General features: G+C 37.7%; 21 protein-coding genes and 3 tRNA genes. 15 read left to right on the top strand and 9 right to left on the bottom strand.

Features of this window, described 5'->3' with window-relative positions:
• Positions 1 to 106: 106 nt before the first annotated feature.
• Positions 107 to 1,480: a gluconeogenesis factor YvcK family protein gene (locus CUN59_RS04815; RefSeq protein ID WP_104386766.1), complete on the bottom strand. Its 1,374-nt coding sequence runs from the start codon at positions 1,478 to 1,480 to the stop codon at positions 107 to 109.
• Positions 1,481 to 1,578: 98 nt separating this feature from the next.
• Between CUN59_RS04815 and ruvC the strand changes: the two genes are divergently transcribed.
• The 5 genes from ruvC (at position 1,579) to CUN59_RS04790 (ending at position 6,694) form a co-directional block, all read left to right on the top strand.
• Positions 1,579 to 2,070: a crossover junction endodeoxyribonuclease RuvC gene (gene ruvC, locus CUN59_RS04810; protein WP_104386765.1), complete on the top strand. Its 492-nt coding sequence runs from the start codon at positions 1,579 to 1,581 to the stop codon at positions 2,068 to 2,070.
• Positions 2,071 to 2,440: 370 nt separating this feature from the next.
• A complete protein-coding gene (locus CUN59_RS04805; protein WP_104386764.1) occupies positions 2,441 to 4,456 on the top strand; it encodes an HsdM family class I SAM-dependent methyltransferase in 2,016 nt (671 codons plus the stop codon).
• Between the two features lie 4 nt (positions 4,457 to 4,460).
• On the top strand, positions 4,461 to 5,147 hold the full coding sequence (locus tag CUN59_RS04800) for a restriction endonuclease subunit S (protein ID WP_104386763.1): 687 nt from the start codon (positions 4,461 to 4,463) through the stop codon (positions 5,145 to 5,147).
• Entirely contained in the window at positions 5,148 to 6,074 is a 927-nt protein-coding gene (locus CUN59_RS04795; protein ID WP_104386762.1) for a hypothetical protein, read from the top strand. It abuts the gene before it with no gap.
• Between the two features lie 44 nt (positions 6,075 to 6,118).
• Entirely contained in the window at positions 6,119 to 6,694 is a 576-nt protein-coding gene (locus CUN59_RS04790) for a helix-turn-helix domain-containing protein (protein ID WP_243406875.1), read from the top strand.
• Here the strand turns inward: CUN59_RS04790 and CUN59_RS04785 are convergent.
• The 3 genes from CUN59_RS04785 to CUN59_RS04775 form a co-directional block, all read right to left on the bottom strand.
• Positions 6,686 to 6,757 (bottom strand) — tRNA-Thr (locus CUN59_RS04785). The genes CUN59_RS04790 and CUN59_RS04785 overlap by 9 nt on opposite strands.
• Before the next feature lie 77 nt (positions 6,758 to 6,834).
• Positions 6,835 to 6,917 (bottom strand) — tRNA-Tyr (locus CUN59_RS04780).
• A gap of 121 nt (positions 6,918 to 7,038) precedes the next feature.
• Complete coding sequence (locus CUN59_RS04775; protein ID WP_104386761.1) at positions 7,039 to 8,445, bottom strand: lysophospholipid acyltransferase family protein; 1,407 nt, start codon at positions 8,443 to 8,445, stop codon at positions 7,039 to 7,041.
• A gap of 83 nt (positions 8,446 to 8,528) precedes the next feature.
• Between CUN59_RS04775 and CUN59_RS04770 the strand changes: the two genes are divergently transcribed.
• On the top strand, positions 8,529 to 9,161 hold the full coding sequence (locus CUN59_RS04770) for a DUF938 domain-containing protein (RefSeq protein ID WP_104386760.1): 633 nt from the start codon (positions 8,529 to 8,531) through the stop codon (positions 9,159 to 9,161).
• On the opposite strand, the gene CUN59_RS04765 is transcribed toward CUN59_RS04770, so the two are convergent.
• Positions 9,162 to 9,234, bottom strand: a tRNA-Ala gene (locus tag CUN59_RS04765). It abuts the gene before it with no gap.
• A gap of 99 nt (positions 9,235 to 9,333) precedes the next feature.
• Here CUN59_RS04765 and trhO point away from each other — a divergent pair.
• The 4 genes from trhO (at position 9,334) to CUN59_RS04745 (ending at position 13,869) form a co-directional block, all read left to right on the top strand.
• The gene (trhO, locus tag CUN59_RS04760) at positions 9,334 to 10,227 is read left to right on the top strand and encodes an oxygen-dependent tRNA uridine(34) hydroxylase TrhO (protein ID WP_104386759.1); all 894 of its coding nucleotides are present in this window, start codon (positions 9,334 to 9,336) and stop codon (positions 10,225 to 10,227) included.
• Positions 10,228 to 10,666: 439 nt separating this feature from the next.
• Positions 10,667 to 11,908 carry a M16 family metallopeptidase gene (locus CUN59_RS04755; protein ID WP_104386758.1) on the top strand — a complete coding sequence of 414 codons (1,242 nt, stop codon included), beginning with the start codon at positions 10,667 to 10,669 and terminating at the stop codon, positions 11,906 to 11,908.
• Between the two features lie 21 nt (positions 11,909 to 11,929).
• Positions 11,930 to 13,198 carry a M16 family metallopeptidase gene (locus tag CUN59_RS04750; RefSeq protein WP_104386757.1) on the top strand — a complete coding sequence of 423 codons (1,269 nt, stop codon included), beginning with the start codon at positions 11,930 to 11,932 and terminating at the stop codon, positions 13,196 to 13,198.
• 98 nt (positions 13,199 to 13,296) lie between these two features.
• Positions 13,297 to 13,869: a Uma2 family endonuclease gene (locus CUN59_RS04745; RefSeq protein WP_104386756.1), complete on the top strand. Its 573-nt coding sequence runs from the start codon at positions 13,297 to 13,299 to the stop codon at positions 13,867 to 13,869.
• A 148-nt stretch (positions 13,870 to 14,017) separates the two neighbouring features.
• Here CUN59_RS04745 and CUN59_RS04740 read toward each other — a convergent pair whose 3' ends face one another.
• On the bottom strand, positions 14,018 to 15,616 hold the full coding sequence (locus CUN59_RS04740; protein WP_104386755.1) for an Hsp70 family protein: 1,599 nt from the start codon (positions 15,614 to 15,616) through the stop codon (positions 14,018 to 14,020).
• Between the two features lie 272 nt (positions 15,617 to 15,888).
• Here CUN59_RS04740 and CUN59_RS04735 point away from each other — a divergent pair, with 272 nt between their 5' ends.
• Together CUN59_RS04735 and CUN59_RS04730 are read left to right on the top strand one after the other, a co-directional pair.
• The gene (locus CUN59_RS04735) at positions 15,889 to 17,283 is read left to right on the top strand and encodes a hypothetical protein (RefSeq protein WP_104386754.1); all 1,395 of its coding nucleotides are present in this window, start codon (positions 15,889 to 15,891) and stop codon (positions 17,281 to 17,283) included.
• 521 nt (positions 17,284 to 17,804) lie between these two features.
• Complete coding sequence (locus CUN59_RS04730) at positions 17,805 to 18,317, top strand: hypothetical protein (protein WP_104386753.1); 513 nt, start codon at positions 17,805 to 17,807, stop codon at positions 18,315 to 18,317.
• A gap of 137 nt (positions 18,318 to 18,454) precedes the next feature.
• Here CUN59_RS04730 and CUN59_RS04725 read toward each other — a convergent pair whose 3' ends face one another.
• Entirely contained in the window at positions 18,455 to 19,030 is a 576-nt protein-coding gene (locus tag CUN59_RS04725; RefSeq protein WP_104386752.1) for a thioredoxin family protein, read from the bottom strand.
• Between the two features lie 263 nt (positions 19,031 to 19,293).
• Between CUN59_RS04725 and CUN59_RS04720 the strand changes: the two genes are divergently transcribed.
• Together CUN59_RS04720 and CUN59_RS04715 are read left to right on the top strand one after the other, a co-directional pair.
• The gene (locus CUN59_RS04720) at positions 19,294 to 20,907 is read left to right on the top strand and encodes an ABC transporter substrate-binding protein (RefSeq protein WP_243406874.1); all 1,614 of its coding nucleotides are present in this window, start codon (positions 19,294 to 19,296) and stop codon (positions 20,905 to 20,907) included.
• Positions 20,908 to 21,055: 148 nt separating this feature from the next.
• The gene (locus CUN59_RS04715) at positions 21,056 to 22,081 is read left to right on the top strand and encodes an ABC transporter permease (RefSeq protein ID WP_104386750.1); all 1,026 of its coding nucleotides are present in this window, start codon (positions 21,056 to 21,058) and stop codon (positions 22,079 to 22,081) included.
• Positions 22,082 to 22,218: 137 nt separating this feature from the next.
• On the opposite strand, the gene CUN59_RS04710 is transcribed toward CUN59_RS04715, so the two are convergent.
• Both CUN59_RS04710 and apcB read right to left on the bottom strand, forming a co-directional pair.
• On the bottom strand, positions 22,219 to 23,079 hold the full coding sequence (locus CUN59_RS04710; protein WP_104386749.1) for a DUF4351 domain-containing protein: 861 nt from the start codon (positions 23,077 to 23,079) through the stop codon (positions 22,219 to 22,221).
• Between the two features lie 705 nt (positions 23,080 to 23,784).
• Complete coding sequence (apcB, locus tag CUN59_RS04700) at positions 23,785 to 24,294, bottom strand: allophycocyanin subunit beta (RefSeq protein ID WP_104386748.1); 510 nt, start codon at positions 24,292 to 24,294, stop codon at positions 23,785 to 23,787.
• Between the two features lie 370 nt (positions 24,295 to 24,664).
• On the opposite strand from apcB, the gene glnA reads away from it, so the two are divergent.
• Positions 24,665 to 26,080: a type I glutamate--ammonia ligase gene (gene glnA / locus CUN59_RS04695; RefSeq protein WP_104386747.1), complete on the top strand. Its 1,416-nt coding sequence runs from the start codon at positions 24,665 to 24,667 to the stop codon at positions 26,078 to 26,080.
• Positions 26,081 to 26,148: the final 68 nt, after the last annotated feature.

Below are 26,148 nucleotides of genomic sequence, written 5' to 3'. Positions count from 1 at the left end.
TGCACCCAGTCGGTGAGGGACTTGTACTGAACTTACGGTGTCCTGAGCTAGTCAAAGGATCGAAGTAAGCCGAACCGCTGCCCCCCTGCCTCCCCGTTCCCCACCCTTACCTTCCGTGATGGGCTGCACTGTACCACTTCAACAAAACTTTAGCTAGCTTTTGGGGGTCGTGACGAACAGCACCATTTTCATCTTCAAATAAAATATTAGACGGAACTATGCGCCGTCCTAATTGGGTGATAGCTTCTCGATCTAAAAATACTGGATGAGCATTTTGTTGGGCATAACGGATAAGTGCTTGGGCTGAGGGTGTTTTTTTATGAACTAATACCGCATCAAATAATCTTCTATTACCGCAAGCCTTATCTATAGCTTGAATATGTTCAGAAACGCTATATCCATCTGTTTCTCCTGGTTGGGTCATAATATTGCAGATGTAAATGCGCGGAACTTTGGTAGCAGCGATCGCATCGGCAATTTCTTGAACTAAGAAATTAGGAATTAAGCTGGTGTAAAGACTACCTGGCCCAATAATAATGTAATCAGCTTCTTTAATTGCTTTAATTGCTGCGGGTAATGCGGGAGGATTTTCAGGAATACAGCCGATTTTGACAATTTTTCCCCCAGCTTTAGGAATACTAGACTCCCCTTCAATGCGGCGGCCATCGGTCAATTCTGCCCACAAACGGACATCGCTGAGGGTGGCGGGTAAAACTTGTCCTCTCACGGCTAATACCTTAGAACTAGCCGCTACAGCCTGTTCTAAATCACCAGTAATATCACTCATAGCAGTTAAAAACAGATTACCAAAACTGTGACCTGTTAATCCATCTCCTGCCCGAAAGCGATATTGAAATAATTCTGTAAGTAATTTTTCTTCATCTGCTAGTGCTGCCAAACAATTGCGGATATCGCCTGGTGGTAAAACTCCAAATTCTTCCCGCAATCTCCCAGAAGAACCGCCATCATCAGCAACGGTGACAATGGCGCTAATATTAGCACTGTAGGTTTTTAAACCTCTCAGTAATGTGGAAAGTCCAGTCCCACCACCAATAACCACTATTTTTGGGCCTCGGTATAAACGACGATGTGCTAAAAGAACATCTATCAATTCTTCCTCATCCCCTCCTGGTCTGAGGACTTTGGTAATTGAACCAACTGTACGAGATTGTCCCCACAGAACCAAAAGAAAACCACATAGCAGAAGTAACGGACCGCTGATATAGTTGGGTAAAATATCCGCGAGAAATCCTAAAAGCTCTTTAAGAAACTCTAATATCCAAAAAATAGGGGTTAGCTTGACCCAAATTGCTAAACCCAAACTTGCCAAAACCACACCCCCGACTGTAATCAGTAACCAGCGTTTTACAGATAATCCTGGGGATAACCATTTAAACCATTGGTTGACCCGGTAGGATGTACGACTGTGAGACTCCAGTTGCAGGGAATTAATGGCTTGTTTTAAAAAACCGATGAACATACCTAGTAGGGAAGGGTGGTACAAACAATATTTAACAGAAACTTGAGATCATTTGCCCTCAAGACTAGCAGGAAACTATAAGATTTATTGAACATTTTATGAAAAAACGCATTTTAGGAATAGATCCAGGATTAGCAACTGTGGGATTTGGTGCAATTAATTGGCAACAAAGTCAAACTAAAGGACAGGAGACAACTTTGCAATTAGTTGATTTTGGCGTGATTAGCACTTCTGCCAAAATGGAAATGACTCAGCGATTATGTACTTTGTTTGATGATTTACACACCGTGATGGAGGATATACAACCAGATTTGGTGGCGATCGAAAAATTATTTTTTTATCGTATGGCAAATACTATTATTGTTGCACAGGCTAGGGGTGTATTAATGTTAGTTTTAGGACAGCGTAAGCTGCCTTATGTGGAATTTGCGCCTCCTCAAATTAAGCAAGCTTTAACCAGCTATGGTAAAGCGGATAAATCGGAAGTACAAGAAGCCGTGATGCGAGAGTTAGATTTAGATGAAATTCCTAAGCCTGATGATGCGGCGGATGCTTTAGCGGTGGCTTTAACTGCTGCGTTTCAGTTGTGAAAATGAATAAGGAGAATAGTTAGTTAAACTGAAGAATAATTAATTAAACTGGAGAATAATTAACTAAACTGAGTCTGTCATCCATGTCCTCCACTGAACTATCAAGAAGTTGAGCGATCGCTACCACCGGAAACATGATACTCTCCTCCTAGACACGGGTTGATGAAATACCTACGGTGAGCTTCGCTAACGCAGCTTGTATTCAAGTCAGTTCAAAATATATCAACATAATTATTATAATATTATTGTTAGTTACCTGACGTTAAACTGATAATGTAAGAAGCAAGTAATTGCGCTCTCAAAATACCAGTGTTTTGAAATAGTATATTATTTATCTACTATCTAATCTGTCTTCTATAGTCATAACTTCATGCCTTTTTCCGATTTTACTAATCCTTATAAAAATCCGGCTGACGTACCAGAAAAGTATCGCGAACACCCAAATCTTGGGCAACTTTTTTCGTCTGATGGTTCTGGTAAATACGTACGTCCGCTTGAAGATCCCGTGACAATGTGGGCAATTCAAATTTTAAAAGAGGAGTACGGTGTTCCACTAGAGGCAATGAATCTGGAAGTTTCCAACATAACTGCATCTAGGCAGATGTTTGGTAGGTCTGATGTGATAATTTATGATGATCGCTATGTTGGCTCTGACACAGGCTTAGATGTGGCTTTCATTATGTTAGAAGCGATGGAACCTAGCAAAAAGTTTGAAGGTAATGAAGAACTGGGATGGAATTACCATTTCAAACAGCTAGAAGTTTACATGAGTGCTTCACCATCTGCCCGTTATGCAATTTTAACCAGTGGGAAACACACAAAAATTTATCGGCGTGATCTTGACTATCCCAGAAAGTTAGAAATAATTGGAGATTTGCCAAAATATGAAAGCGCCCGTGAAGCTGCAAATCATAGTCCTTATACTGTAATTCTTAATCCTAGTGAACCAGATGGGATTCAAACCGGACTCACACCTCTATCCCGTGATAAATTTCGGGAGGTTTTGGGAGATACCCGTTCTGGTTGTCATTCTATTCTCAGGGATAACGAGGGTTTGCAGCCACAAGAAGCCGTTGATGCAATGGTTAAATTCTTGTTTGCTAAGTGGTATGACGAACAAGCAACAATTGACTTGGTAAAGCAAACAGGAGAATCACGGGCTTATGTATTTACTGTCAGTAATGAAACTGATCCAGAACGTTTATTAGTTCAAGTTAGAGACACTTTTGAAAAAGCCAAGCAGTGGGAACGGGACACACTAGCGAAAAAATTTGGTGATGATTTGGGTGTGCGTTTAGCTTTTAATGAAGCTGATGTTTTGCAATTCAAGCCTCACACGACAATGGAAATCGTCAAGCGTTTACAGCCTTGGAGTTTGCGAAAATCTTCAGCAGATGTCAAAGGTGGGGTGTTTGAGGACTTTTTAAGTAAGACTTTCCGCGATGATTTGGGGCAATATTTCACACCTACACCTGTAATTAATTTAATGGTGGGAATTTTGCAACCAACAGTAAATGATTATGTTGGTGATCCTGCTTGCGGTTCAGCGCGAATGTTAACTCACGTTTTAGATTATGTGCGTAAACAGGAATATGAAAAAGCAATAGTAAATTATGGAGGTAGTGCTGAAGGAGTAAATCCTGAAAAACCAACAGAAGAGTTTATCAAGTTTCGAGATAATCATTTATTTGGGGCTGAATATTCTCGAAATGTGATGCACGTAGCGCGAGTTAATACTTTAATGAATGGCGCACAATATGCCGATTTAAAGGTTATGGATTCGCTGGAAAAATTGGGTAGTATTACAAGAGGAATTACAGAGGGACTTCCAGAACGTCCTGGTTTTTATCTGGGAGGGTTAACGATGATTTTAACTAATCCTCCATTTGGTTCTAAGTTGACAAATGAAAGTGTTTTAAAAGACTTTGCTTCACGGGATGGAGTGACAAAGAAAAATGGCAAGGTTGTTAAAAGTATTCCTCAAGAAGTCGCTTTTCTTAATCGTTGTCTTGAATTTCTAGCACCAAATGGTAAGTTGGCAATTGTTTTACCTGATGGTGTGTTGGCAAATAGTTCAATGCAGGATGTTAGAGATTGGATTTTACGTTGGGCAAGATTGAAGGCAATTGTGAGTTTACCACAAGAAACATTCATGCCCTACGGTGCTGCCGTGAAAACTAGCGTGGTTATTCTCGAAAAGCGTGATATAGCTTTGACGACAGAAAATCAGCTGGAAATTGAGCAGGATTATGAGATTTACATGGCTAGAATTGATAATATTGGCTATGACGCATCTGGTCGTATTTCTGCCTCAGAAGATGAAGTTAATGAACCGCCAGAAGTAAGGAAAGCAATTACAGATTTAGCTGGGTTATTAGGGAGTTAATTCAATGGAAAAAACTATAGTTAATCTTTCACAGTTACGTCAAAAGGGTGTCTGGAACTTCGATCCTTACTCCCAGTCGGTGGCAGGTGCAATGGCTGAGTTAGAAAAAAGCCCTTTCCCAGTAGTTAAATTAGGTACTTTAACTTTAGGAACTACTCAGCGTGGTTATTTTATCAACGGGATTAAAGATGGAGGGGAAATTCCTTTGATATCAGTACGTAATATTTCAACTGAAGGTATCAACCTGAATCATTTGCGCTATCTAACTCCAGAGGAACATAAGAAACTAGAAAAAACTCAAGTTCACAAGGGTGATGTACTAGTTAGTTTAATCATGCACCCAGGAATGGCGGCTGTTTATGAATCTGAAGATCCAGCAAACATAGATACACACCTTGCAAGACTGAGACTAACAGACAAGATCGATCCAGCTTACCTAGCTTTCTATCTTAATTCAGATATTGGTCAAGCCATAGTTCGCTCCTTTTCAACTGGTAGCATTCAACCTATGTTAACTATTACTGCTCTAAATGATTTGCCTGTGATGCTTCCTTCTTTAGATGAACAAAAACGAATTATTTCAGAAGCACAACGATTGACACAAGAGGCAGGGAAATTATCTAAAGCTGCTGAGGATTGCCGTGCTGAAGCCAATAAGCTTTTTGGAAAGCTATTTCAAGGGGCAGTGTAAATGATTCATGCTTGCTACTTGACTGTCTTTGAACAGCCACAGGAGGAACTAGAAAGAGCCTTGTATGATCTTTTCGATGACTTGGGTGCTGTATATGACGAATATGAGTCAGTACCTCTAAATCCATTAAATAATCAATATGAATTGCAAGCAGCAGTTACCCAAAATTTTGAGTTTCTTCTAAATGTACATTGGCAATCCGATATCAATTCTCATACTTTAATAACTTTTGACGTTGAAATGGCAGTTCCGGTTGAACCTGTGGAACTTGAGAAGGTTTTAGCACAGGCAGCAGAAACGTACTTTCCTAAATTAACACTTGTTTATAACTCTTATGGGGATGAGAGAAGTGAGAGATTATTCCCTTTAGTAATGAATTTTGAAAACGCAGTCAGAGAGTTTATTATATCTGTAATGCTCAAAAAGTATGGTTCTTGCTGGGAACATACTCTTGATAGATATATAGAAGATGCTGAACAAAATCTTGAAAAATATAAAATGAAATATGGCTATAAATGGGAAGAGAGACTCAAAAAATATAAAGAATGTAAGAGTGAAGCATTAAAGAATAAGGAAAATGAAGCTAACTACCAGCAACATAATCCTCTACTTATGCAGTGGCTTTATTATGCAGATTTTACAGATTTATCAAAAATGATTAGTATAGTTGATGACTTAGAAGGAGGTTATAAGCTATCAAATTCACCTCAGTCAATTTTTGCTAATACTGTTAATAAAAATACACGAGATACAATCACGAAAAAAATTAATGACCTCCATGTATTAAGGAATAGGTTGATGCACGGACGTTATCTAACAGGGGAGAATGAAGAGTTAATTAGATTGATTTGTAAAGAGTTTCAAGAGCTAATTATTCAGCCAGGATATATTAATAACTTTGAAAGTCGTAGGCTAACTGAAGACTAACTAATTGATAGAAGATAATAGATGTTAGTAGAGGAAGAGGTAACATGAAGGAGGGTAGTAAATACCAGCCACTCCTAGACTTCTTGTATAGCAGTGAACAAAATGAAATAATTTTATCATTTGCCGAAATTGAGAGTTTAATAAAAGATTCCTTACCCAATTCAGCAAAAAGTAACCGGGCTTGGTGGAGTAATCGCAGCAAAGGCGCATTACAGGCTTTAGCCTGGATAGAAGCAGGATATCGCGTTGAAGATGTTGATTTTGATCAGCAGCAAGTAAAATTTTACAAACCTCCTAATAACTTTCAAGTTCAAGTTAAAGGTGACACTGTACTGTGGAATGGCGAATTAATCAAAGCCCTACGTCTTCACATGGGTTTAACACAGGCAGAATTTGCAGAAAGGCTGGGTGTCTATCAGCAAACAGTTAGCCAGTGGGAAAACAACGCCTATCAGCCAACCCTCGCTACATCGAAATATCTAACTTTAGTTGCTGTTCAGGCTGGATTCAAATACATAGAGAGAGGTAATGTTTTAGTTAACAACAATTCTAAGTTTTTTCTGATTACGACTGTGAACCTGAAAGCTTTACTATATAAAGGTCTTATCAAAAGCCCGTGACGAGGATTGAACTCGTGACCTCACCCTTACCAAGGGTGTGCTCTACCACTGAGCCACACGGGCAGAATTACTGGGTTTGAATTAGAAATTATAGTTTTTAAAGTCAAAAGACCCAAAAACTACAACTCCTAACTTGAAGGTGGGCCGAGCTGGATTTGAACCAGCGTAGGCGTAAACCAACGGATTTACAGTCCGTCTCCATTAACCACTCGGACATCGACCCGTTTTTGTCCCACGATTAACAATATTAGCAGCAGTTTTTGAGTTTGGCAAGAGGTTTGGGAAAATATTTTTCAAAATTCCTGAAACATTAGACAGATATAGGGTTTCAGGCTTTTCTTGTTTTAATCCCCAATCATTTTTTGTAGTATCATCTGTAAATCTTGGGTTAAATTACTTACGCCCTTACGTAAAGCCTGTTTATTCCCTTGACAATTTTCCCATCTTTCATTAACACAAATCGGTTCGCCAACAAAAATCATGGCTTGTTTCCAACCTAAACGCGGCCGACCTGGTAAAGTAGAATCCTTAATGCGAGACAACATATCAAACATTAATAATATTGTTTCAGCAAATCTTTCGGCTGTGGGTTTTTCTTGAATATAATTAGCAGTGACAGCAACAAAACTTTCAGCAATTCTCATGTGCTGCATTTTCAAATCTGCCTCTTGGGCCACCCAATCAGCTAAACCACGTTTTAAAGGTGGTAAACTGTGAATATCAGATATATCATCTCGATAAATATAATTCCATCCAGCCTCTTCTAACCGGCGACATCTATCAATAAAATTACCTTGGGGTTGCACATTAAAATATTGTTCTGTAATTGTTAAAGCCGTTTCCATCAATCGGTGTAATCTGGCTATTAACACCGCATTTACAGATTTTTCTTCAGTTATAACTTCGGTAAAATCTTGATGATAAAAACGGCGATAAAATTCTTCCATTTCCGCAATTAGATATTCAGCTAAACGAAGAACCCTCTGATATAAAATATCTTCCTGTTTTCCATTTTCCGAAATTTCCGTCATACCTAAACCACTATCAGCTTCTAATTTCGATAATAGCCAATCTATTTTTTGCCAAGGTGGATTAACATAACTATATTTAATACCAATAGGAATAATAAAAACCTGTTCTTCTCGGTTAGTCTTGTGCAAATCTTCCACACACCAAAAACCCAACTGTGCTACACCAGGTTCTAAGGGACTGACTATACTACTGTGTCCATTTGTACCGCCTTCTGGGGCAACAGCGATGGGCATTTTCCCGTTAGCAAATAATTCTCGCGCCATTTGGATGGCATTTCTATCTGCGCGTCTTCCCCTACGAATAGGAACACCTCCAAGTCTCGAAAATAACCATCCTAACCACTTTCCCGCCCATAGTGTCATTCCCCGTTCATACATAAAATGACTGTGGACTGGATATTTGAGGTTAATCCCTTTTTGCTTTGCTACTTGAGGAACAATCCGTGATAAGAGGTATAACATAGATAGAGGATCTTCCACCTCTGGATGACGGAAAGCAATTAAAAATCGGACTTTACCAGCTTGAAACTCGTGGTATAATTTAGCCAATACATCGGCGTTTTTAGCTTCAATATTCACAATACCCGCAGGTAGCCAAGGTCTAGTTCTCACCCGCAAAATAAAAGGCAAAAACCAAGATATGATTTTAACCATCAGGGGGTTATGACGTTGGGGAATAAATTTCAGAGGTGGTTGGGTAGAATGAATAGATTTAGGCAAGTTGTTCTCCTGTGGTGTGGCAAAAAAAGCGAAAACTGAGAAATTGCTGCTAATTTAACTATGATAGTCATTGATCACCTGACATGAACACATCGCCAGATAAGCGAAAATTTGCACCTGCAACCCAGCGTAACCGGGAACCTATTTTAGAGATACTTTTACAGATATTGCCGAAACGGGGAACTATACTAGAAGTAGCTAGTGGTACGGGTGAACACGCTGCATTTTTTGCCTATCACCTAGCACCCCGTATATGGTTACCTTCTGACCCTAACCCGGAACTGCGTGAAAGTATTATCGCCTGGTGTGAATATTTTCCCTGTGATACTATTCAACCACCTATAGACTTAGATGCCAGTTCATCAATATGGCCTGTGGAAAAAGAGCCATTACCAGAACCGCATATTTCAGCTATTGTGAATATTAATATGATTCATATTGCTCCTTGGTCTGCTTGTTTGGGGTTAATGGCAGGGGCTGGGCGGATTCTTCCCCCTGGTGGTATACTCTATTTATATGGCCCATATAAACAAAATGGAGAACATATCGCCCCTAGTAATGCTACTTTTGATCAATCTCTCCAAGCACAAAACCCAGAGTGGGGAGTGCGTAATTTAGAAGATGTAATTACTGCCGCAGAAGCGCGAAATTTAACCTTGCGGCAGACTCTTTCCATGCCAGCAAATAACCTTTCATTAGTATTTAAACACAATTAATGGAGGTTAGCGGACTCGAACCGCTGACATCCTGCTTGCAAAGCAGGCGCTCTACCAACTGAGCTAAACCCCCGATTCAGATTCAAAACTAACTGACTTTATATTTTCCAAAAAACAGTTTAATTTTAAATATTGAAAGCATAATACCCTATTATTCTTTTGTTGTAAACAGATGAACGAAAAAAATCTTATAGTTGTTGCTGCCTTGTATAAATTTGTCAGTTTGCCTGATTATCGGGAACTGCAAGCACCTTTACTATCTTTTTGTCGGTTACAGGAAATAAAAGGAACTCTTTTATTAGCACAAGAAGGAATTAACGGGACAATTGCTGGTTATCGTCAGCAAATTGATGCAGTTTTAGCTTTCTTACGCGCTGACTCGCGGTTTGCAGATTTAGAACATAAGGAATCTTATACGGAAACGCCACCTTTTGAACGGATGAAAGTCCGGTTAAAGAAAGAAATTGTGACTTTAGGTTTACCAGAAATTAACCCTAATGAAAAGGTGGGAATTTATGTCCAACCAGAAGCATGGAATGATTTAATTTCTAACCCGGAAGTAACTGTAATTGATACCCGCAATGATTATGAGGTAACTATTGGTACTTTTAAAGGTGCAGAAAATCCCCAAACTCAAACTTTCCGAGATTTTCCCCAATATGTAAAACAACATCTTGACTCCAGCAAACAAAAAAAAGTCGCTTTATTTTGTACTGGTGGTATTCGTTGTGAAAAAGCTTCTTCCTATTTACTTTCTCAAGGTTTTGAAGAAGTTTATCACCTTAAAGGTGGTATTCTCAAATATTTAGAAGCAGTTCCCCCAGAAGAAAGTTTATGGGAAGGAGAATGTTTTGTATTTGATGAAAGAGTTGCTGTGGGTCATGGTTTAGAAATAGGAAGTCATGAGTTATGCTTTTGTTGTGGACATCCCATTTCAGATGCGGATAAATATTCACCTAAATATGAAGAAGGGATTTCGTGCTCTGAGTGTTTTGACAGTTTAACAGAAGAAAAAAGGCTGCGACAGCAGGAAAAATGGAAACAGTATCAATTGATGAATCAGTAATCTTTGTATAGCCAAAACAGAAGATCATTGTGCAATGGCAATGGAAGAGTACCGTCGAATTGTTCAGAATTTAATTCTAGAAAAAGCCCAAAAGCGATTTTCTCCCGAAGAAATTAAAAAAAGTATTGGCACAAATTAAGGAAGAATGGGGAATAATAGTTAGTAAAGATACATTGACACTCCCCCGTCCAAAGACACGGGGATTCTACATTCATTCAAATGAGGTACAACCATAATCAAACTTTTGTGGTGCGGGCATACTATGGCTAACACCACGCTACGCGAACGACAAGCTCAGTACAAGTCTTGCCTGCAAAATGTCTACCTCATACCTTCGCAAACTGCTGTAACTTTCTTTTTCTGCAAATTCAAGGTTAAAATAACAAAATTAAGTTGTGCTTGAAACTACAAAAAATTGTCAAAACAACTAACTAACAGCGTGTTTCCCGGTTCTGTTGTCAAATTAGATAATGGCTTAACATTCATTCATCAAGAAATTGTCACTACACCTGTAGTGGTAGCGGATGTTTGGGTGCGTGCGGGCGCTAACCTTGAACCAGACTCTTGGTTTGGGATGGCGCATTTTTTAGAACACATGATTTTCAAAGGTACACCTAACCTGCTACCTGGGGAATTTGATTATCACATTGAAAAAATCGGCGGTGTCAGTAATGCTGCTACCAGTCATGATTATGCCCATTATTGCATTACAACTGCTGCTAATTACCTAGAGCATACCCTCCCCCATTTAGGAGAATTACTGCTGAATGCAGCCATTCCTGATGATGAATTTATCAAAGAACGGGATGTGGTGTTAGAAGAAATCCGTTCTTATAATGATGATCCCGATTGGTTGGGTTTTCAATCTCTTGTTAAAAATGTTTATCAAAACCACCCCTACGGGCGTTCTGTATTGGGAACGGAAGCACAATTAATGCAGCATTCACCTGAAGCGATGCGGTGCTTTTATCGCAGTTATTACCAACCTGAAAATATGACTGTGGTTGTGGTGGGGGGAATAGGAGAAACCGCTGCCAGAGAATTGGTGAACCGGACATTTGCAGATTTTCCGTCACGAGATTGTTGTCCTCGAGTTACTAAAATTGCCGCACCAATAATTAAGGGAATTCGTCGCCATGAATTAATTTTACCCCGACTAGAGCAAGCACGGTTGATGATGGCTTGGAAAATTCCTGGAGTATCAGATATTCAAGCTGTTTATGGTTTAGAATTATTATCGGTATTGCTAGGAGAAGGGAGAATTTCTCGGTTAGTATATGATTTGCGGGAAGAAAAGCAAATTGTGCAAGAAGTTTGCTGTAATTTATCTCTACAACAAGAATCAAGTTTATTCACAATTACGGCTTGGTTAGATACAGAATATCTGGAACGAGTTGAGAATTTGATTTGTGTACATTTACAAGAATTGCAAAATCAAGAAATTACGCCACAAGAACTAAACCGCATTCAGAGATTTTTATGTCATGAGTATGCTTTCTCTACGGAAACTCCCAATCAGTTAAGCAGTTTTTATGGCTATTATCATACAATAGCTGAAGCTGAATTAGCTATTACCTATCCTCAACAAATTAAGTCTTTCAATTCTCAACAACTGCAAAAATTAGCTCAAAAGTATCTTTCTATTGCTAATTATGCTGTCACAATTCTCAAGCCTTGTTAGTTATTTACTCGGAAATTACGAATGCAAACTATTAATAATAAATCTCTGATTGAACGCACTGTATTAAGCAATGGCATGGTTTTATTAGTGTCAGAAAATCAAGCTGCTGATATTGTTGCTGCGAGAATTTTTATTCGTGCTGGTAGTTGTCACGAACAGCGAGAAAAGGCTGGTTTAGCACATTTGTTATCAGCTTTATTGACGAAAGGATGTGATGGTTTATCGAGTTTGGAAATTGCAGAAAAAGTCGAATCTGTGGGAGCAAGTTTAGGTACAGATGCAGCAACAGATTATTTTTTGCTATCTTTAAAAACTGTGACTGCTGATTTCGGAGAAATTTTAGCATTAGCTGGAAAATTATTGCGATCGCCTACTTTTGCTGAAAATCAAATCCAACTAGAACAACGGTTAGCATTACAAGATATTCGTTCTCAAAAAGAACAACCCTATAGTCTAGCTTTTGAACAATTGCGTCAGGTAATATACCAAAATCATCCCTATTCCCTGTCTGTTTTAGGTGATGAAACAACAATGAACAGCATTACCCGTGCTGATTTAATAGCATATCACCAAACCCATTTCCGCCCCGATAATATTGTCATTAGTATTGCTGGCAATATTACAGCAGCACAAGCAGAGAAATTAGTTAACAACATTTTTGGTGATTGGCAAATACCTACTGCAACTAAACCTACTCTGAATTTACCATCTATTACTGTATCACCCCAATCTTGTCTGAAACCTTTAAATACTCAACAATCAATTATTATGTTAGGTTATTTAGGTGTATCAGTTAATCATCCAGAATATGCTGCTTTAAAATTACTAGCAACTTATTTAGGTAATGGTCTTTCAAGTCGTTTATTTGTAGAATTACGAGAAAAGCAAGGTTTAGCTTATGATGTCTCTGCTATTTATTCTACTCGACTTTTCCCCGCTTCTTTTGTAGTTTATATTGGCACAGCACCAGAAAATACTAAAATTGCGATGAATGGACTACGCCAAGAGGTAGAATTACTATCTAAGCAACCACTTTCAGCAGCAGATTTACAAACTGCTAAAAATAAAATTATTGGTCAATATGCGTTAGGTAAACAAACCAATGGACATATTGCCCAAATATATGGTTGGTATGAAATTTTAGGTTTAGGAATTGAATTTGATCAACAATTTCCTGAATTAATTAATAATGTCACTGCAACTGATTCTATGACAGTAGCTTGTAAATATTTACAAGCACCTTATGTATCTCTAGTCGGACCAGAAACAGCAATCCAAAAAGTAGTATAATTACAAGTATTGTAGGGTGCGTTATGCTGTCGCTAACACACCCTACGTCCTTTTCCTCTTCCCTGGTATATCATCATCATTAACTTTTAGTTGATATTATGCTTACACAAACACGGTACTGTACTCCAGAAGAATATTTAGAACTAGAAGAAAAAGCAGACTTTAAAAGCGAATACCAAGATGGAGAAATTATAGCTATGACTGGAGGGACAACAAATCATAATAAAATAGCCCTAAATTTTGCTGCTAATCTGAAATTTGCCTTAAAAAAGAAAAGTTATGATGTTTATATTGGTGATGTGCGGTTATGGATACCCCATTATCGGCAATATACATATCCTGATGTAATGGTGATTTCGGGAGAACCTATTTACACAGATGCTAGTAAAACTACAGTGATGAATCCTTTATTAATTGCTGAAGTTTTATCAAAATCAACTAGCAATTATGATCAAAGTGATAAATTCATGTATTATCGTTCCATACCTGAATTTAAAGAATATATTTTAATTAATCAATATCAATATCATCTGATGCAATATGTGAAAACCAACGATAATCAATGGATTTTCACAGAATTACAATCTGAATCTGATATTTTGACTTTGGAAACAATGGATTTTCAGATAAGTTTGAGTGATTTATATGATCAGATAAATTTTGAGGTTTAGATCCCCGACTTCTTGAAGAAGTCGGGGATCTGTTAATTTTTTCATTTTTAACTCAACTGTCTTTAGATCACAGTACGGGCGAAGCATTCGGATCATAGTCTGGGGTAAAAACCGATAATTAATTCTCCGAATGCTTCGCCCCTACACTTTAACTCAATTGGGCGACAAGTTTATTTTCTACTAATGTATTATTTGTTAATAAATCCTCAATCGTAATTCTTAAAAACCGTTGTTCATCAACTTGAAACTGGACTTTAATGCGATCGCTTCCCGGAAAACCTGGAGGTGAAAGTTTAGCAATTTTACTAGCTTCTGCTGTATCATTTAGAGGTTTAACGATAGTAGCACGAGTATCTAATTGACGAGTAATTAAGCGATCGCCATCAAAATACACCTCTGTTCCTCCAGTTTCCACTCCTAATTCCCCAATAATTAATTCAATACTTGGTTGATTTTCCATAGAAGCACCCAAAACTAATTCTACAGGTTGACTCATGGGGTAAGGTTGTCCAGTTTTAATAATAGGATGCCAACTGTGACGTTGATGACGACGATCCCAATAACGCACCCCATAGCTATGATAAAGATAATCTTTTATTTCAATACCTTGGGTAATTTGTAATGCACCGTGGGCGATGGCTTCAAAAGGCAATTGACGACGGATTTTTTCCGGTTCAAAATATTGTTCTATCCATGTCTGCACCACTGGTGATTGTACTGTACCACCAACCAATAAAACTGTATTAATATCATCAATTTCTATACCGTAGCGTCGCCCTTGTTGTAATAGGGTCATCATCACGTCATGGAGTTTATCAAAAAATCCATTTTCCTTTAAAATATTTTCAAAAGTTTGTCTATCTAAATCCATTTCATAACTTTCAAAAGTTTGATCATTAAAATAAACTTCACTAGCTTTTTCTTGACTAGATAATTGAATTTTTACCCGTTCTGCTAATCTTGTGGTGAGGGAACTTATGGGTAATCCTTGGGTTTTAGCAAAATAATCTACTATCCAATTATCAATATCAGTTCCCCCTAGATTTTGCCCGGCTTTGGCTAATACCCGCGCTGTTTTGATTTTTTGTTTAGAATCTTCACCCAGGTTTTTATTACCCCATTTCAGCAAAAATCCTAGGGGTTTAGTTTTCGCTTGTGTACCTTGATCTAAACTTACCAAAGATAAATCTAAAGTTCCCCCACCAAAATCTATCACTAGCAAAGTTCCTGGATCTGTGAAACCATAACCCAAAGCAGCAGCAGTAGGTTCATCTAACATTCGGATCTGTTCTACAGGCAATGATTGACAAACTTTCCCTAACCAATAACGATAGGCTTCAAAACTATCTACTGGTGCAGTTAAAATCAAGGAATCTATTCCCCCTTCTAGGGGTGCTAATTCTTCAATTACCTTTGTTAAAAACCATTTTCCTACTTGTTCAAAAGTGATTTCTTTCCCATCTAATTCCGGTAAAAAACCCTGAATATCTGCGCCAATTCCCCGTTTAAAACTGCGAAAAAATCTGGTATCAGTTTTTGTATCTAAACCGCGATCGCGTACCCCTTGACCAGCTATAATTTTACCTAAACTGGCATTTTCTACATAAACTAAACTAGGAATTAAGGGAGGATTCAGAAATTGTTGTGTAGATAAACCCGGTAAATTCAGAGTTTCTGCTTGTTGCGTTACCGGATTCCAACGAGTGATAACTGTGTTACTTGTACCAAAATCAATCGCGATCGCCATATTTTTTGATTATTTCTCAGAAGTGGGAACAGGAAAACAAAATTACTGATAATATATCAATAAACGTAAGGATTTAGGTGAGGTGATAAGATCCCCGACTTTTTGATTGATTGTATTCCGAAAGGATAAATCTATCTTAGAAGTCGTGGATCTGGGTACAAAGAAGTGCTATAGCTGAATACTTACCAATAAACTATATCACTAAGTAATTATATAGCAACTTTTCCCATCTTACATCAGTCAGAATATAAAAATTATCCACATATCTATTTATGTCTGTTGACGCAAAAGGTATTCCCGGTTTACCAGATTTAACCCATCCCCAAGAATTAGTACAATTTGGGACTCAATTACTGCAAGGTTCATTACTATTAGTCTTTTTAATTTTAGCTGTGGGTGTGGCAATTGCCCTCATTAGTTTTTCCTTGCGAAAATATCCCACAGAACAGGCGGTTTTTTTTGGTAATTGGTCTATTCGTTACTCTCAATTATTACAAGGATTACAACATTTAGCCTTAATTTTAATTTTAGTAGTGACTGGCTTTTTTCTATGTTCAACATTAAGTAATCGTTACCATTATTGGGAACAGGCTAAAGTTGCCCAAGTTGCTGCTAGTGTTGCCGGTGATAAACTAGAACAAATTGCACCCCAAGTTCGGTACGTTACCGAACAACCCTATATTTATTCTACCCAAGTTAATGGCAAAATAGTTAAAGTCAATGATAAACAAAAAATCACTAATTATTTAACTTTAGCCGGTTCACAAATTCAAGTCAAAATCAATCAAAGTGTAGATGTCCAAAATCGTAGTTCAATTTATCAAACAGAATACACCGCAGATTATAAAGTTATTAACCAATTAAATGATATTAATAACTTTTTCTTTGATGTACCACCACCCAATGGTTATTCCCTCCTAGCTAGTTACAAAGTAGAAAGAGATGGAACAATTTTAAAACAAACCAATCCCGATAATTATAGTTTTTCCTTCACTCTCGCACCAGGACAAACAACCACTTTTAAAGTTACCTATCAAGCACAAGGTGGATCCCGTTGGGTTTATAGTGCTACCAATCAATTACTTTCTAATTTCCGTCTGGTCGCTATTGCTAATTTTAATAATGCCGATTTTGCGAGTGGGATTATACCTAATAATATCAAAGTTGATGATCAAAGTACCCAATTTACTTGGATATTTGCCGATAATGTTTCTGTTAAAAATCCCTTTGGTGTCTTTACCAGCACTAAACCAATTGGCAAAACTGGTATTATTCCCCGATTATTGTTGTTAGCACCAGCTTTGTTTTTATGGTGGATATTACTGCTGTACTTATCTCTACCAACTACTTTAAAAAATGTGGCTATTGTCGGCGGAATTTTCTTTGCCTGTTTATTAACTTTAACCTATATGACACGGGTAATAAATGCCGAATTAGCTTGGCTAATAATTTCCTTAGTTTTACTGATTTTAATCTATCCTTTAGGTACAAATCGCCGTCTTTCTCTAGCCGCAATTATTTGTACTCTTGTTGGTGTTATCTTACCCGTATTTGGGTTTTTAATTCCCTTTACTGGTTTAACTTTGAGTCTTGCAGGTTTATTATCTGCGGTCTGGTTAGCTGTACTGCATTGGTATGGGTGGTACAATTTTGCTGATGAAAAATAAAAACAGTTTGAAATGATTTGCTACGGTGGGCAAACCCCACCCTACTCTTATTGACAAGATGCAAAATGTAAATATGCAAACAAACATAATATAATTTTAGTATTTTTTAATCTTCACCAATACAGTATTATAATTGATAATGCTCATCCAAGATAGCTAATAATGATAGCTAATAGCTAATTAAATTTTTTTGATATTAACAAATCAAAATATTTGGTTAGTATGAAACAGGTTTTACTATTTATTGAGACATCTTGCATAAATTTTTGTCTAGTTTTCTCTTCCCTAGATGTCAGCCGTAACCTCAAAGGATAAGTAAAAACACATAAAATCAAGCAAAAATTCTCACTTTATCAAAAACAGGACTTACGCAAAATACCAGAAGAGTAGGGGTAATTCATGAATTACTCCTACAAAAAGATTCAGTTTTTGATTACTTCGTGTGTAAGTCCTAAAGAAGTCTATTAGTTTAAGCCCCTCCCTAACAATTTTATTTTCAATATTTAATTCCCTACGTTCCCATGCTAACTCACCACCGCAAACCCGTATGCTTATCAATGATTTCCACTGACTTACCAGTTTGGTCAGTAGTAGAAACCGCCGCCACCTTGTATCAAAAAGATACAGATAAATTTCATGTAGTATTAACTGCACCACCCCTCATTAGCTGTGAATTCGGAACTTATTTACATCCCGAAGATAGTATTTCCCCACCACAAAAGAATTTTGTAACTCCTAGTAGTCCCAGGGTTTTATGGTTAGAAATTTCCCCCTATCGGGTGAGTATGACCATGCAAGGTAATGCCCAGGTGAGTTATCGTCATTTTTGGGAAAAAGGAGTTTATGGCCTCAGTCGTTTTTGGTTGCCTCATGAATCTTTAGAACCACAACAACCGATTCGTTTACGTAATTTTACCAAAAGTTTTACTATTAGTGGTCATCCTCTACCAGAACATTTACGCCTAGAATATGAACTTTGGTCAGCAACATTACAATTAGGGCGTTATATTCTCAACTTGGAAATTCAGCATTAAAGAGGGAAGAATTCATCTGAGGTGATAAGATCCCCGACTTCTGTGATCAATTTATAATTTATGGAGACAATAAATAAAAGAAGTCGGGGATATGGGTATTTCACCTCCTGCCTTATGCTGCACCAATTACCCATTACTTAATAATTAGGTTCGTTTCCTGGTTTCCATTTAATATTGCAACCAATACTCGGCTTTTGTTCACTTGTCACAGGTTGATTATTTAAAACTGCGGTAATAGCTGCCCTTAAATCTTTGCCTGTAACAGGTTGTTCATTGCTGGGACGACTATCATCTAATTGACCGCGATAAACGAGTTTTCTGTCGCTATCAAATAAAAAGAAATCAGGTGTACAAGCAGCGGTATAGGCTTTTGCCGTTTCTTGGTTTTCATCGTAACAAAAAGGAAAATCAAACCCCATTTCTATACACATTTCCTTTAATGATTCTGGGGCATCATTGGGGTAATTTTTAGCATCATTGGCACTAATGGCAATAATTCCTAAATTGCTATTGCTATAATCTTGGTCTAATCTGGTTAATTCCTGTTGAATATGTTTGACAAATGGACAATGACGACAAATAAACATCACAATTAAGGCTTTTTTATCGGCAAAATTATCCAGAGAAATTATTTTTCCAGTTACTACTTCTGGTAGATGAAAATTTGGGGCTTTAGTGCCTAAAGACAACATTGTAGAAGCTGTTAAAACCATAATTTATTTGATGCTTTGATCAGGATTTTTACTAAAAATATCATAATCTATCTTGAGTTCAGATCCCCGACTTCTGTGATCAATTTATAATTTATGGACACAATCAATAAAAGAAGTCGGGGATCTTATTACCTCACCTTCTTACATTTATGATGAAAATATCGGCAGAAGAAACACATATATAGTATAATTATCCATCGCTGATTAAAAAGATTTTCATAATGATAACCTGGTGTTCCTTGTTAATGAAACAGTGGGGTCGGATGGCAAAGTACCTATCCTTATTCTGTTTATGTCTATTATTGGTCATTAGTTGTACTCCTAAACAACAAGCAAATACACCCTCTCCAGGTAGTGTAAATACTCTTGCGGGTGATAGTCGAATCACTATCGGAACCACGGAAAAACCAAGAACTCTTGATCCTGCTGATGCGTACGAATTGGGATCTTTGAGTTTAGTGTTTAATATGAGCGATCGCCTGTACACTTATGAACCTGGCAGTACAGAAATTAAACCACAATTAGCCACAGAATTACCAAAAGTCAGTACAGATGGTTTAACCTATACTATTCCCATTCGTAAAGGCATAGTCTTTCATGATGATACTCCTTTCAATGCCAAAGCAATGGAGTTTAGTATTCAACGCTTTATTGAAAACAAAGGTAAACCCTCCTTCTTGCTTTCCGATACTGTAGCTTCAGTTAAAGCAACGGGAGAATATGAATTAACAATTAAACTGAAAAAACCCTTTGCAGCTTTTCCTTCTTTATTAGCATTTTCCGGAGTTTGTGCAGTTTCACCCAAAGCTTATCAAATTGGGGCAGGTAAATTTGTTGCTAATAATTTTGTTGGTACAGGCCCTTACAAATTAGCCAAGTATGGAACAGATTCTTTAAGATTTGATATCTTTGATAAATATTGGGGAGAAAAACCCACAAATAAAGGCGTAAACGTACAAATTCAAACCAGTCCGGTGAATTTGTTTAATGCTTTTAAAACTGGGGCGATAGATGTAGCTTATCTATCCTTACAACCGGATCAAATTCAAAGTTTAGAAGCAAGTGCTAAAAAAGGAGATTGGCAAGCTATTTCTGCCCAGGGTAGTGTAATTAGTTTGATGGCCTTAAATCGCAATCAAAAACCTTTAGATAAAGTCGAGGTGAGACAAGCGATCGCATCATTAATTGATCGTCAATTATTAAATAATCGGGTATTATTATCACAGGCTGATCCTCTTTACAGCATAATTCCCACAACCTTCAATGTTTCCTTACCATTATTTAAAGAGAAATATGGTGATGGCAAATTTGAAGAAGCCAAAAAATCCTTAGTTGCTGCTGATTTTTCTCAAGCAAATCCTGCTAAAGTGCAAATTTGGTATCCTGCCAGTTCCATGACTCGTAGTTTAGTCGCACAAACCCTAAAATCTCTAGCTGATACTAAAATGGATGGACTTCTACAAATAGAAGTTAAAACCGTAGAAGGTGCAACTTTCTATAAAGAAATTTCCAAAGGTTTATATCCCAGTGCCTTACTAAATTGGTATCCAGACTTTTTAGATCCAGATAACTACGTTCAGCCATTTTTAGCCTGTGAAAAAGGTGCAGATGCCACAGGTTGTCAAACCGGCGGTAGTCAAACCCAAGGCTCATTTTACTATAGTGAAACTATGAATAAACTCATAGATCAACAACGTAAAGAACAAAATCCCGAAGCCCGGAAAAAGATATTTGCCGACATTCAAAACCAAGTTTTAACCGATGTTCCCTATATACCTTTATGGCAAAACAAAGATTTTATCTTTGCTCAAAAAGGCGTAACCAATGTTAATCTTGATCCTACCCAAAACCTGATTTATAAAACAATTAAAAAGTAGATGAATGTTGACTGTTGACGGTTCACTGTTGACAGTTAACAAAAAATAGGGAATAGGTATACATTTTCTGCTTTCTGAACTCCTAAATGGGTGGGGAAACCCCGCCCCTACTTTTGCCTCCTGCCTTCATTAATATTCATTAATAAATATGTCCCGTTCTAAAGCTTTACAGTATTATATTGTTTCTCGGTTGCTATTTGCGCCACTGCAACTATTAACTATTATTACCATTGTTTTTCTTTTACTTAGAGCCACACCAGGAGATCCTGCCGATGCAATTCTGGGAGGACGTGCGCCAGAAAGTGCCAAAGAAGAATTAAGAAAACAGCTTGGTTTAGACTTACCAATTTGGTTACAATATCTCAATTATTTAGGTAATTTACTTCGTTTTGATTTAGGAACTTCCCTAACCAGTCGCGGTCAAAATGTCGGCGAAATCATTAGTCAATATTTTCCAGCTACAGTAGAATTGGCCTTTGCTAGTATGGCTGTAGCCATAATTTGCGGCGTTTTAGTTGGTACTATTTCCGCTTCCCGTCCCGGAACAGGTTTTGATATTGGTGGGCGTTTATTTGGGATTATTACCTATGCACTGCCCATGTTTTGGGCGGGAATGTTATTACAATTACTTTTCTCAGTCCAATTAGGTTGGTTTCCTAATTCTAATCGTTTTCCCCCTAATCTTCCCGCACCAACAACTATCACCGGTTTATATACAATTGATAGTTTATTAACTGGTAATTTGAGTCAGTTTTTTACAGCTTTACATCATTTAGCCCTACCAAGTTTAACCTTGGGAATTTTACTCAGTGGCATTTTTGAACGCATTGTCAGAGTTAATTTAAAACAAACCTTAAAATCTGATTATGTAGAAGCCGCTAGGGCGCGAGGAATCCCGGAAAATAAAATTTTAGTCTCCCATGCCTTAAAGAATGCCTTAATTCCTGTAATTACCGTTTTAGGATTAACATTTGCTTCCCTATTGGGTGGGGCAATTTTAACAGAAGTAACCTTTTCCTGGCCTGGTTTAGCCAATCGTTTATATCAAGCCATTTCTGATCGGGATTATCCCACAGTGCAGGGGGTTTTAGTCTTTTTTGGGGCGATCGTTGTCACCGCCAGTATTTTGATTGATATTCTCAACGCCTATGTTGATCCGAGAATTAGGTATTAAGGTGTTGTGGATTTAACTTCTTTAAATTATAAATTGTCAGCATCAGATATTGGGTAGGTTGGGTTGACGTTAGGAAACCCAACATTTTCAAGCATTTGTTGGGTTGTGCTATTGCTTAACCCAACCTACACAAACTATTATTGATGATCTTGTTGATTTAACCAAGTTATTAAATCAGCAACTTCAGAAATATTAAACAACGCTGCACCTAAATTTTCTAGCTGTTCAACAGGTAGGATTTTCACTCTTTCAAGTATTTCAGAATCAATTTCTCCAAATCTTTGATTTAGTAACATTAGACAAAATTTAACTGCCTCTTTTTGTTCTCCTTTTTGTTCTCCTTTTTGTTCTCCTTTTTGTTCTCCCTTTTGGAAAATATCCTGATAAATTACTGATTCTTGCATAATATCCTCACTCAATAATTGACGAATAAAATCTTTCTCAAACCGTAAACCGGCTAAAATCTCTGTGTAAGCTGCAATATCCTGTTTAGTCTCCCTATCTGCAATTTTAGCAAGATTATTGGCAATCTGGGATAATAAACCTTGGGGTGAATTTGTCCGGGTTAATGGTGCTAATGGTAATAATGGCAGATTATTTAAAAATAATTCTGGTTCTTCTTCCCACATTCTGATGACACGGTAACGGTGTCTGGTTGTTTCGTTAACATATTCTTCAGTAAAAACAATTGGATCATCTGTTTCTTGTAAGAAAATCACTACTTGAGTAACGGGAACTTGATATGTACGGATTAATCTCACTGAATAATCTAACTCTCTAAACGGAATGGGAGGTTTAGATTGTGGTTTGGTTTGAAATTCAATATGTAAAATCCGGTTTTCTGTTTGTAAGAAGGTGACAAAATCAGCGCGAATTGGTTCTATACTCAATTCGGTTTTTAAGACTTTGATTGTTTTTGGTTCTTGGGGAAGTAACCATGTAGCAAAATCAAAGGGATATTTTTCTGCTAGTAGTTTACAAACGTTGTCAAAACTCATAGGGTTATAAAATTAAATTATCAAATTGTCTGAATCAGGATATCCAGGATTTGAGGATTTACAGGATTTTATTTTCTAATGAAAGCTTCTCCAATTCTGAGATAATTAATTAGATGAACGAGAAAATTATTGCCTTCCCACACAAAGATAACCGATATTTTTTCTCTGTGTCCTCTGTGTCTGGAGTGGTTCGTTTAAAAAAATTAGTAATCTAACAGTAATATCAAGAATAATTGAACGCAGATAAACGCAGATAAACACAGATAAAGATGGACAATCAAAAATCAAAACATGATACTTTCAAACAACATCCTGAACATCCTTAAATCCTGGACATCCTGATTCTGACAAATTAAATATCAGGTTCTACCCTCAGCTTTCTTAACTGTTCTATCAATCTTTCCTTTTGTCTTCTTTCCTGTTCTGTCAGAGTCAACATCCAAGGAAATTGATTTTTATTCTTGACAAGGATCTGATAGTGGTGGATGCCAACCCGCTTCTACCCAAAAAAGCCGAGCAACTTGAATATAAGGCTCATGACGTCTTTCATCATTGAAGTCAAAGCGATCGCTAGTAGCTCTTCCTGTAGGCGTTGTACCTACAATTTTTATACCATCTTCTGTCCAGATTCTTTACTTGTATTATCTCTTGACACTCCCCGGTCTAAAGACACGGGGAGTGTCAAAATCGCCAAAATTTTAGATATTAAACATCAATCTCACTCAACTCACGAGTGATATGATCAAAAGGCTCATCAACAAAAGCAGTATCAGCAATACCAGCCGCCGCTACCTGTTCCTTAACAATACCCTTCATAATTTGGACACCTTGCACAGTTGAACCAATGGGTACACCTAAAGAATTGTAAGTTTCCCGCAGTCCTTGTAATACACGCTCATCAAGCACATTCATATTACCCGCAACTAACGCATAGGTAGCATAGCGCAAGTAATAATCCATATCCCGTAAACAAGCAGCAAAGCGCCGAGTTGTATAAGCATTACCACCAGGACGAATTAATTCTGGTAGTTCTTCAAATAACTTTGCACCAGCTTGTTTAACAATTGCAGCAGCATTGGAATTAATTGCTGCGGCCGCTTGGACTCTAGCAGTACCGCTATCAAAATAAGATTTGAGGCTATCAATAGCATTCCGGTCAAAATAACGTCCGGTTACGTCATAATTCTTAATTAAAGTTGCAACTGCATCACGCATTCTTGTTTCTCCTAATCATTTAGCTATCTATGGTTTGATCTTAATTTGGTTGCTACTAAAGCACCCACAAAATTCCGTGCCAACTCACATAAAATAGTTACTGGCACAAAACTATCCATCTGCTATCTAAGGATTTTATGCCAAAGTTGACCCCTAAGCATGAATTTTCTAGTTTGAGCCAGATTAAGAAAGAAAGGTTAACATAACCTGTAATTCAGGCAATCTGTAACAAACATGACAAACTTATATCAAGTTAACTATTTAGGATATTACAGGTAGTGTGTGACAACCTGGATTAGGATAATGACTTGAGGTTGAGCAGACTTTAGGTTTATACTGGGTAATTGGCTACATCAGGAGTAAAGTAAAAATGACGACCTCAAAAGAAATCTTGAAGAAGATTCAAGACGAAAAAATTCAGATGATTGATCTGAAATTCATTGATACATTGGGAACTTGGCAACATTTGACCATGTACCAAGACCAGATTGATGAAAGTTCATTCACTGATGGCGTACCTTTCGATGGTTCTAGTATTCGGGGTTGGAAAGGTATCGAAGAATCTGACATGACAATGGTACTCGATCCCAATACTGCTTGGATTGACCCATTCATGAAAGAGCCAACCCTAAGTATCATTTGTAGTATTAAAGAACCACGCACAGGCCAATGGTATAACCGTTGTCCCCGCGTTATTGCCCAAAAAGCCATAGATTATCTTGCTGCCACCGGACTTGGTGACACCGCTTTCTTTGGTCCTGAAGCTGAATTTTTCGTCTTTGATGATGTTCGTTATGACCAAACCACCAACTCTGGTTACTACTACGTAGATTCTGTAGAAGGTCGTTGGAATACTGGTAGAGAAGAAGGTCCCAACCTGGGTTATAAAACCCGCGTTAAGGAAGGTTACTTCCCAGTTCCACCAACCGATAGCTTTCAAGATATGCGGACCGAAATGCTGCTAATCATGAAAGATTGTGGCGTACCCATCGAAAAACAACACCATGAAGTTGCTACCGGTGGTCAGTGCGAACTTGGGTTTAGATTTGGTAAATTAATCGAAGCTGCTGACTGGTTGATGACTTACAAATATGTCATCAAAAACGTTGCTAGAAGATATGGCAAAACCGTCACCTTTATGCCAAAACCCATTTTTGGCGATAACGGTTCGGGTATGCACTGTCACCAATCTATTTGGAAAGATGGTCAGCCTCTATTTGCAGGTGACAAGTACGCTGGCATGAGTGAAATGGGACTTTACTACATTGGTGGTATTCTCAAACACGCTCCAGCGTTGTTGGCAATCACCAACCCCACCACCAACTCTTACAAACGCCTCGTACCTGGTTATGAAGCACCTGTAAACTTGGCTTACTCCCAAGGTAATCGCTCTGCTTCTGTGCGGATTCCTCTTTCTGGAGGCAACCCCAAAGCCAAGCGGCTAGAATTCCGTTGTCCAGACGCTACTTCTAATCCTTACTTAGCTTTTGCTGCTATGCTTTGCGCGGGTATTGATGGTATCAAAAACAAAATTCATCCTGGTGAACCCTTAGATAAAAATATCTATGAACTCTCTCCAGAAGAATTGTCTAAGATTCCTTCTACTCCTGGTTCTTTAGAATTAGCTTTGGAAGCCTTAGAAAATGATCACGCATTCTTAACTGAAAGTGGTGTTTTCTCTGAAGACTTTATCCAAAATTGGATTGACTACAAGGTTGCTAACGAAGTTAAGCAAATGCAGTTGCGTCCACATCCTTACGAATTCTTCTTATATTACGATTGCTAATTGCAATAGACATCTGATGGTGAAGATTGTAGAGACGTTCCAGGGAAAGTCTCTACAATTTGATAAGG

The organism is Cuspidothrix issatschenkoi CHARLIE-1 (genome assembly GCF_002934005.1).
Classification (GTDB): Bacteria; Cyanobacteriota; Cyanobacteriia; order Cyanobacteriales; family Nostocaceae; genus Cuspidothrix; species Cuspidothrix issatschenkoi.
The sequence above is the reverse complement of the archived record's forward strand: the minus strand, read 5'-3'. Positions and strand labels throughout refer to the sequence as shown.

Bases quoted from the DNA above. Each gene is read 5' to 3' on its own strand.
- CUN59_RS04815 (WP_104386766.1), bottom strand. From the start codon at position 1,480: ATGTTCATCGGTTTTTTAAAACAAGCCATTAATTCCCTGCAACTGGAG.
- ruvC (WP_104386765.1), top strand. From the start codon at position 1,579: ATGAAAAAACGCATTTTAGGAATAGATCCAGGATTAGCAACTGTGGGA.
- CUN59_RS04805 (WP_104386764.1), top strand. From the start codon at position 2,441: ATGCCTTTTTCCGATTTTACTAATCCTTATAAAAATCCGGCTGACGTA.
- CUN59_RS04800 (WP_104386763.1), top strand. From the start codon at position 4,461: ATGGAAAAAACTATAGTTAATCTTTCACAGTTACGTCAAAAGGGTGTC.
- CUN59_RS04795 (WP_104386762.1), top strand. From the start codon at position 5,148: ATGATTCATGCTTGCTACTTGACTGTCTTTGAACAGCCACAGGAGGAA.
- CUN59_RS04790 (WP_243406875.1), top strand. From the start codon at position 6,119: ATGAAGGAGGGTAGTAAATACCAGCCACTCCTAGACTTCTTGTATAGC.
- CUN59_RS04770 (WP_104386760.1), top strand. From the start codon at position 8,529: ATGAACACATCGCCAGATAAGCGAAAATTTGCACCTGCAACCCAGCGT.
- trhO (WP_104386759.1), top strand. From the start codon at position 9,334: ATGAACGAAAAAAATCTTATAGTTGTTGCTGCCTTGTATAAATTTGTC.
- CUN59_RS04750 (WP_104386757.1), top strand. From the start codon at position 11,930: ATGCAAACTATTAATAATAAATCTCTGATTGAACGCACTGTATTAAGC.
- CUN59_RS04745 (WP_104386756.1), top strand. From the start codon at position 13,297: ATGCTTACACAAACACGGTACTGTACTCCAGAAGAATATTTAGAACTA.
- CUN59_RS04740 (WP_104386755.1), bottom strand. From the start codon at position 15,616: ATGGCGATCGCGATTGATTTTGGTACAAGTAACACAGTTATCACTCGT.
- CUN59_RS04735 (WP_104386754.1), top strand. From the start codon at position 15,889: ATGTCTGTTGACGCAAAAGGTATTCCCGGTTTACCAGATTTAACCCAT.
- CUN59_RS04730 (WP_104386753.1), top strand. From the start codon at position 17,805: ATGCTAACTCACCACCGCAAACCCGTATGCTTATCAATGATTTCCACT.
- CUN59_RS04725 (WP_104386752.1), bottom strand. From the start codon at position 19,030: ATGGTTTTAACAGCTTCTACAATGTTGTCTTTAGGCACTAAAGCCCCA.
- CUN59_RS04720 (WP_243406874.1), top strand. From the start codon at position 19,294: ATGGCAAAGTACCTATCCTTATTCTGTTTATGTCTATTATTGGTCATT.
- CUN59_RS04715 (WP_104386750.1), top strand. From the start codon at position 21,056: ATGTCCCGTTCTAAAGCTTTACAGTATTATATTGTTTCTCGGTTGCTA.
- CUN59_RS04710 (WP_104386749.1), bottom strand. From the start codon at position 23,079: ATGAGTTTTGACAACGTTTGTAAACTACTAGCAGAAAAATATCCCTTT.
- apcB (WP_104386748.1), bottom strand. From the start codon at position 24,294: ATGCGTGATGCAGTTGCAACTTTAATTAAGAATTATGACGTAACCGGA.
- glnA (WP_104386747.1), top strand. From the start codon at position 24,665: ATGACGACCTCAAAAGAAATCTTGAAGAAGATTCAAGACGAAAAAATT.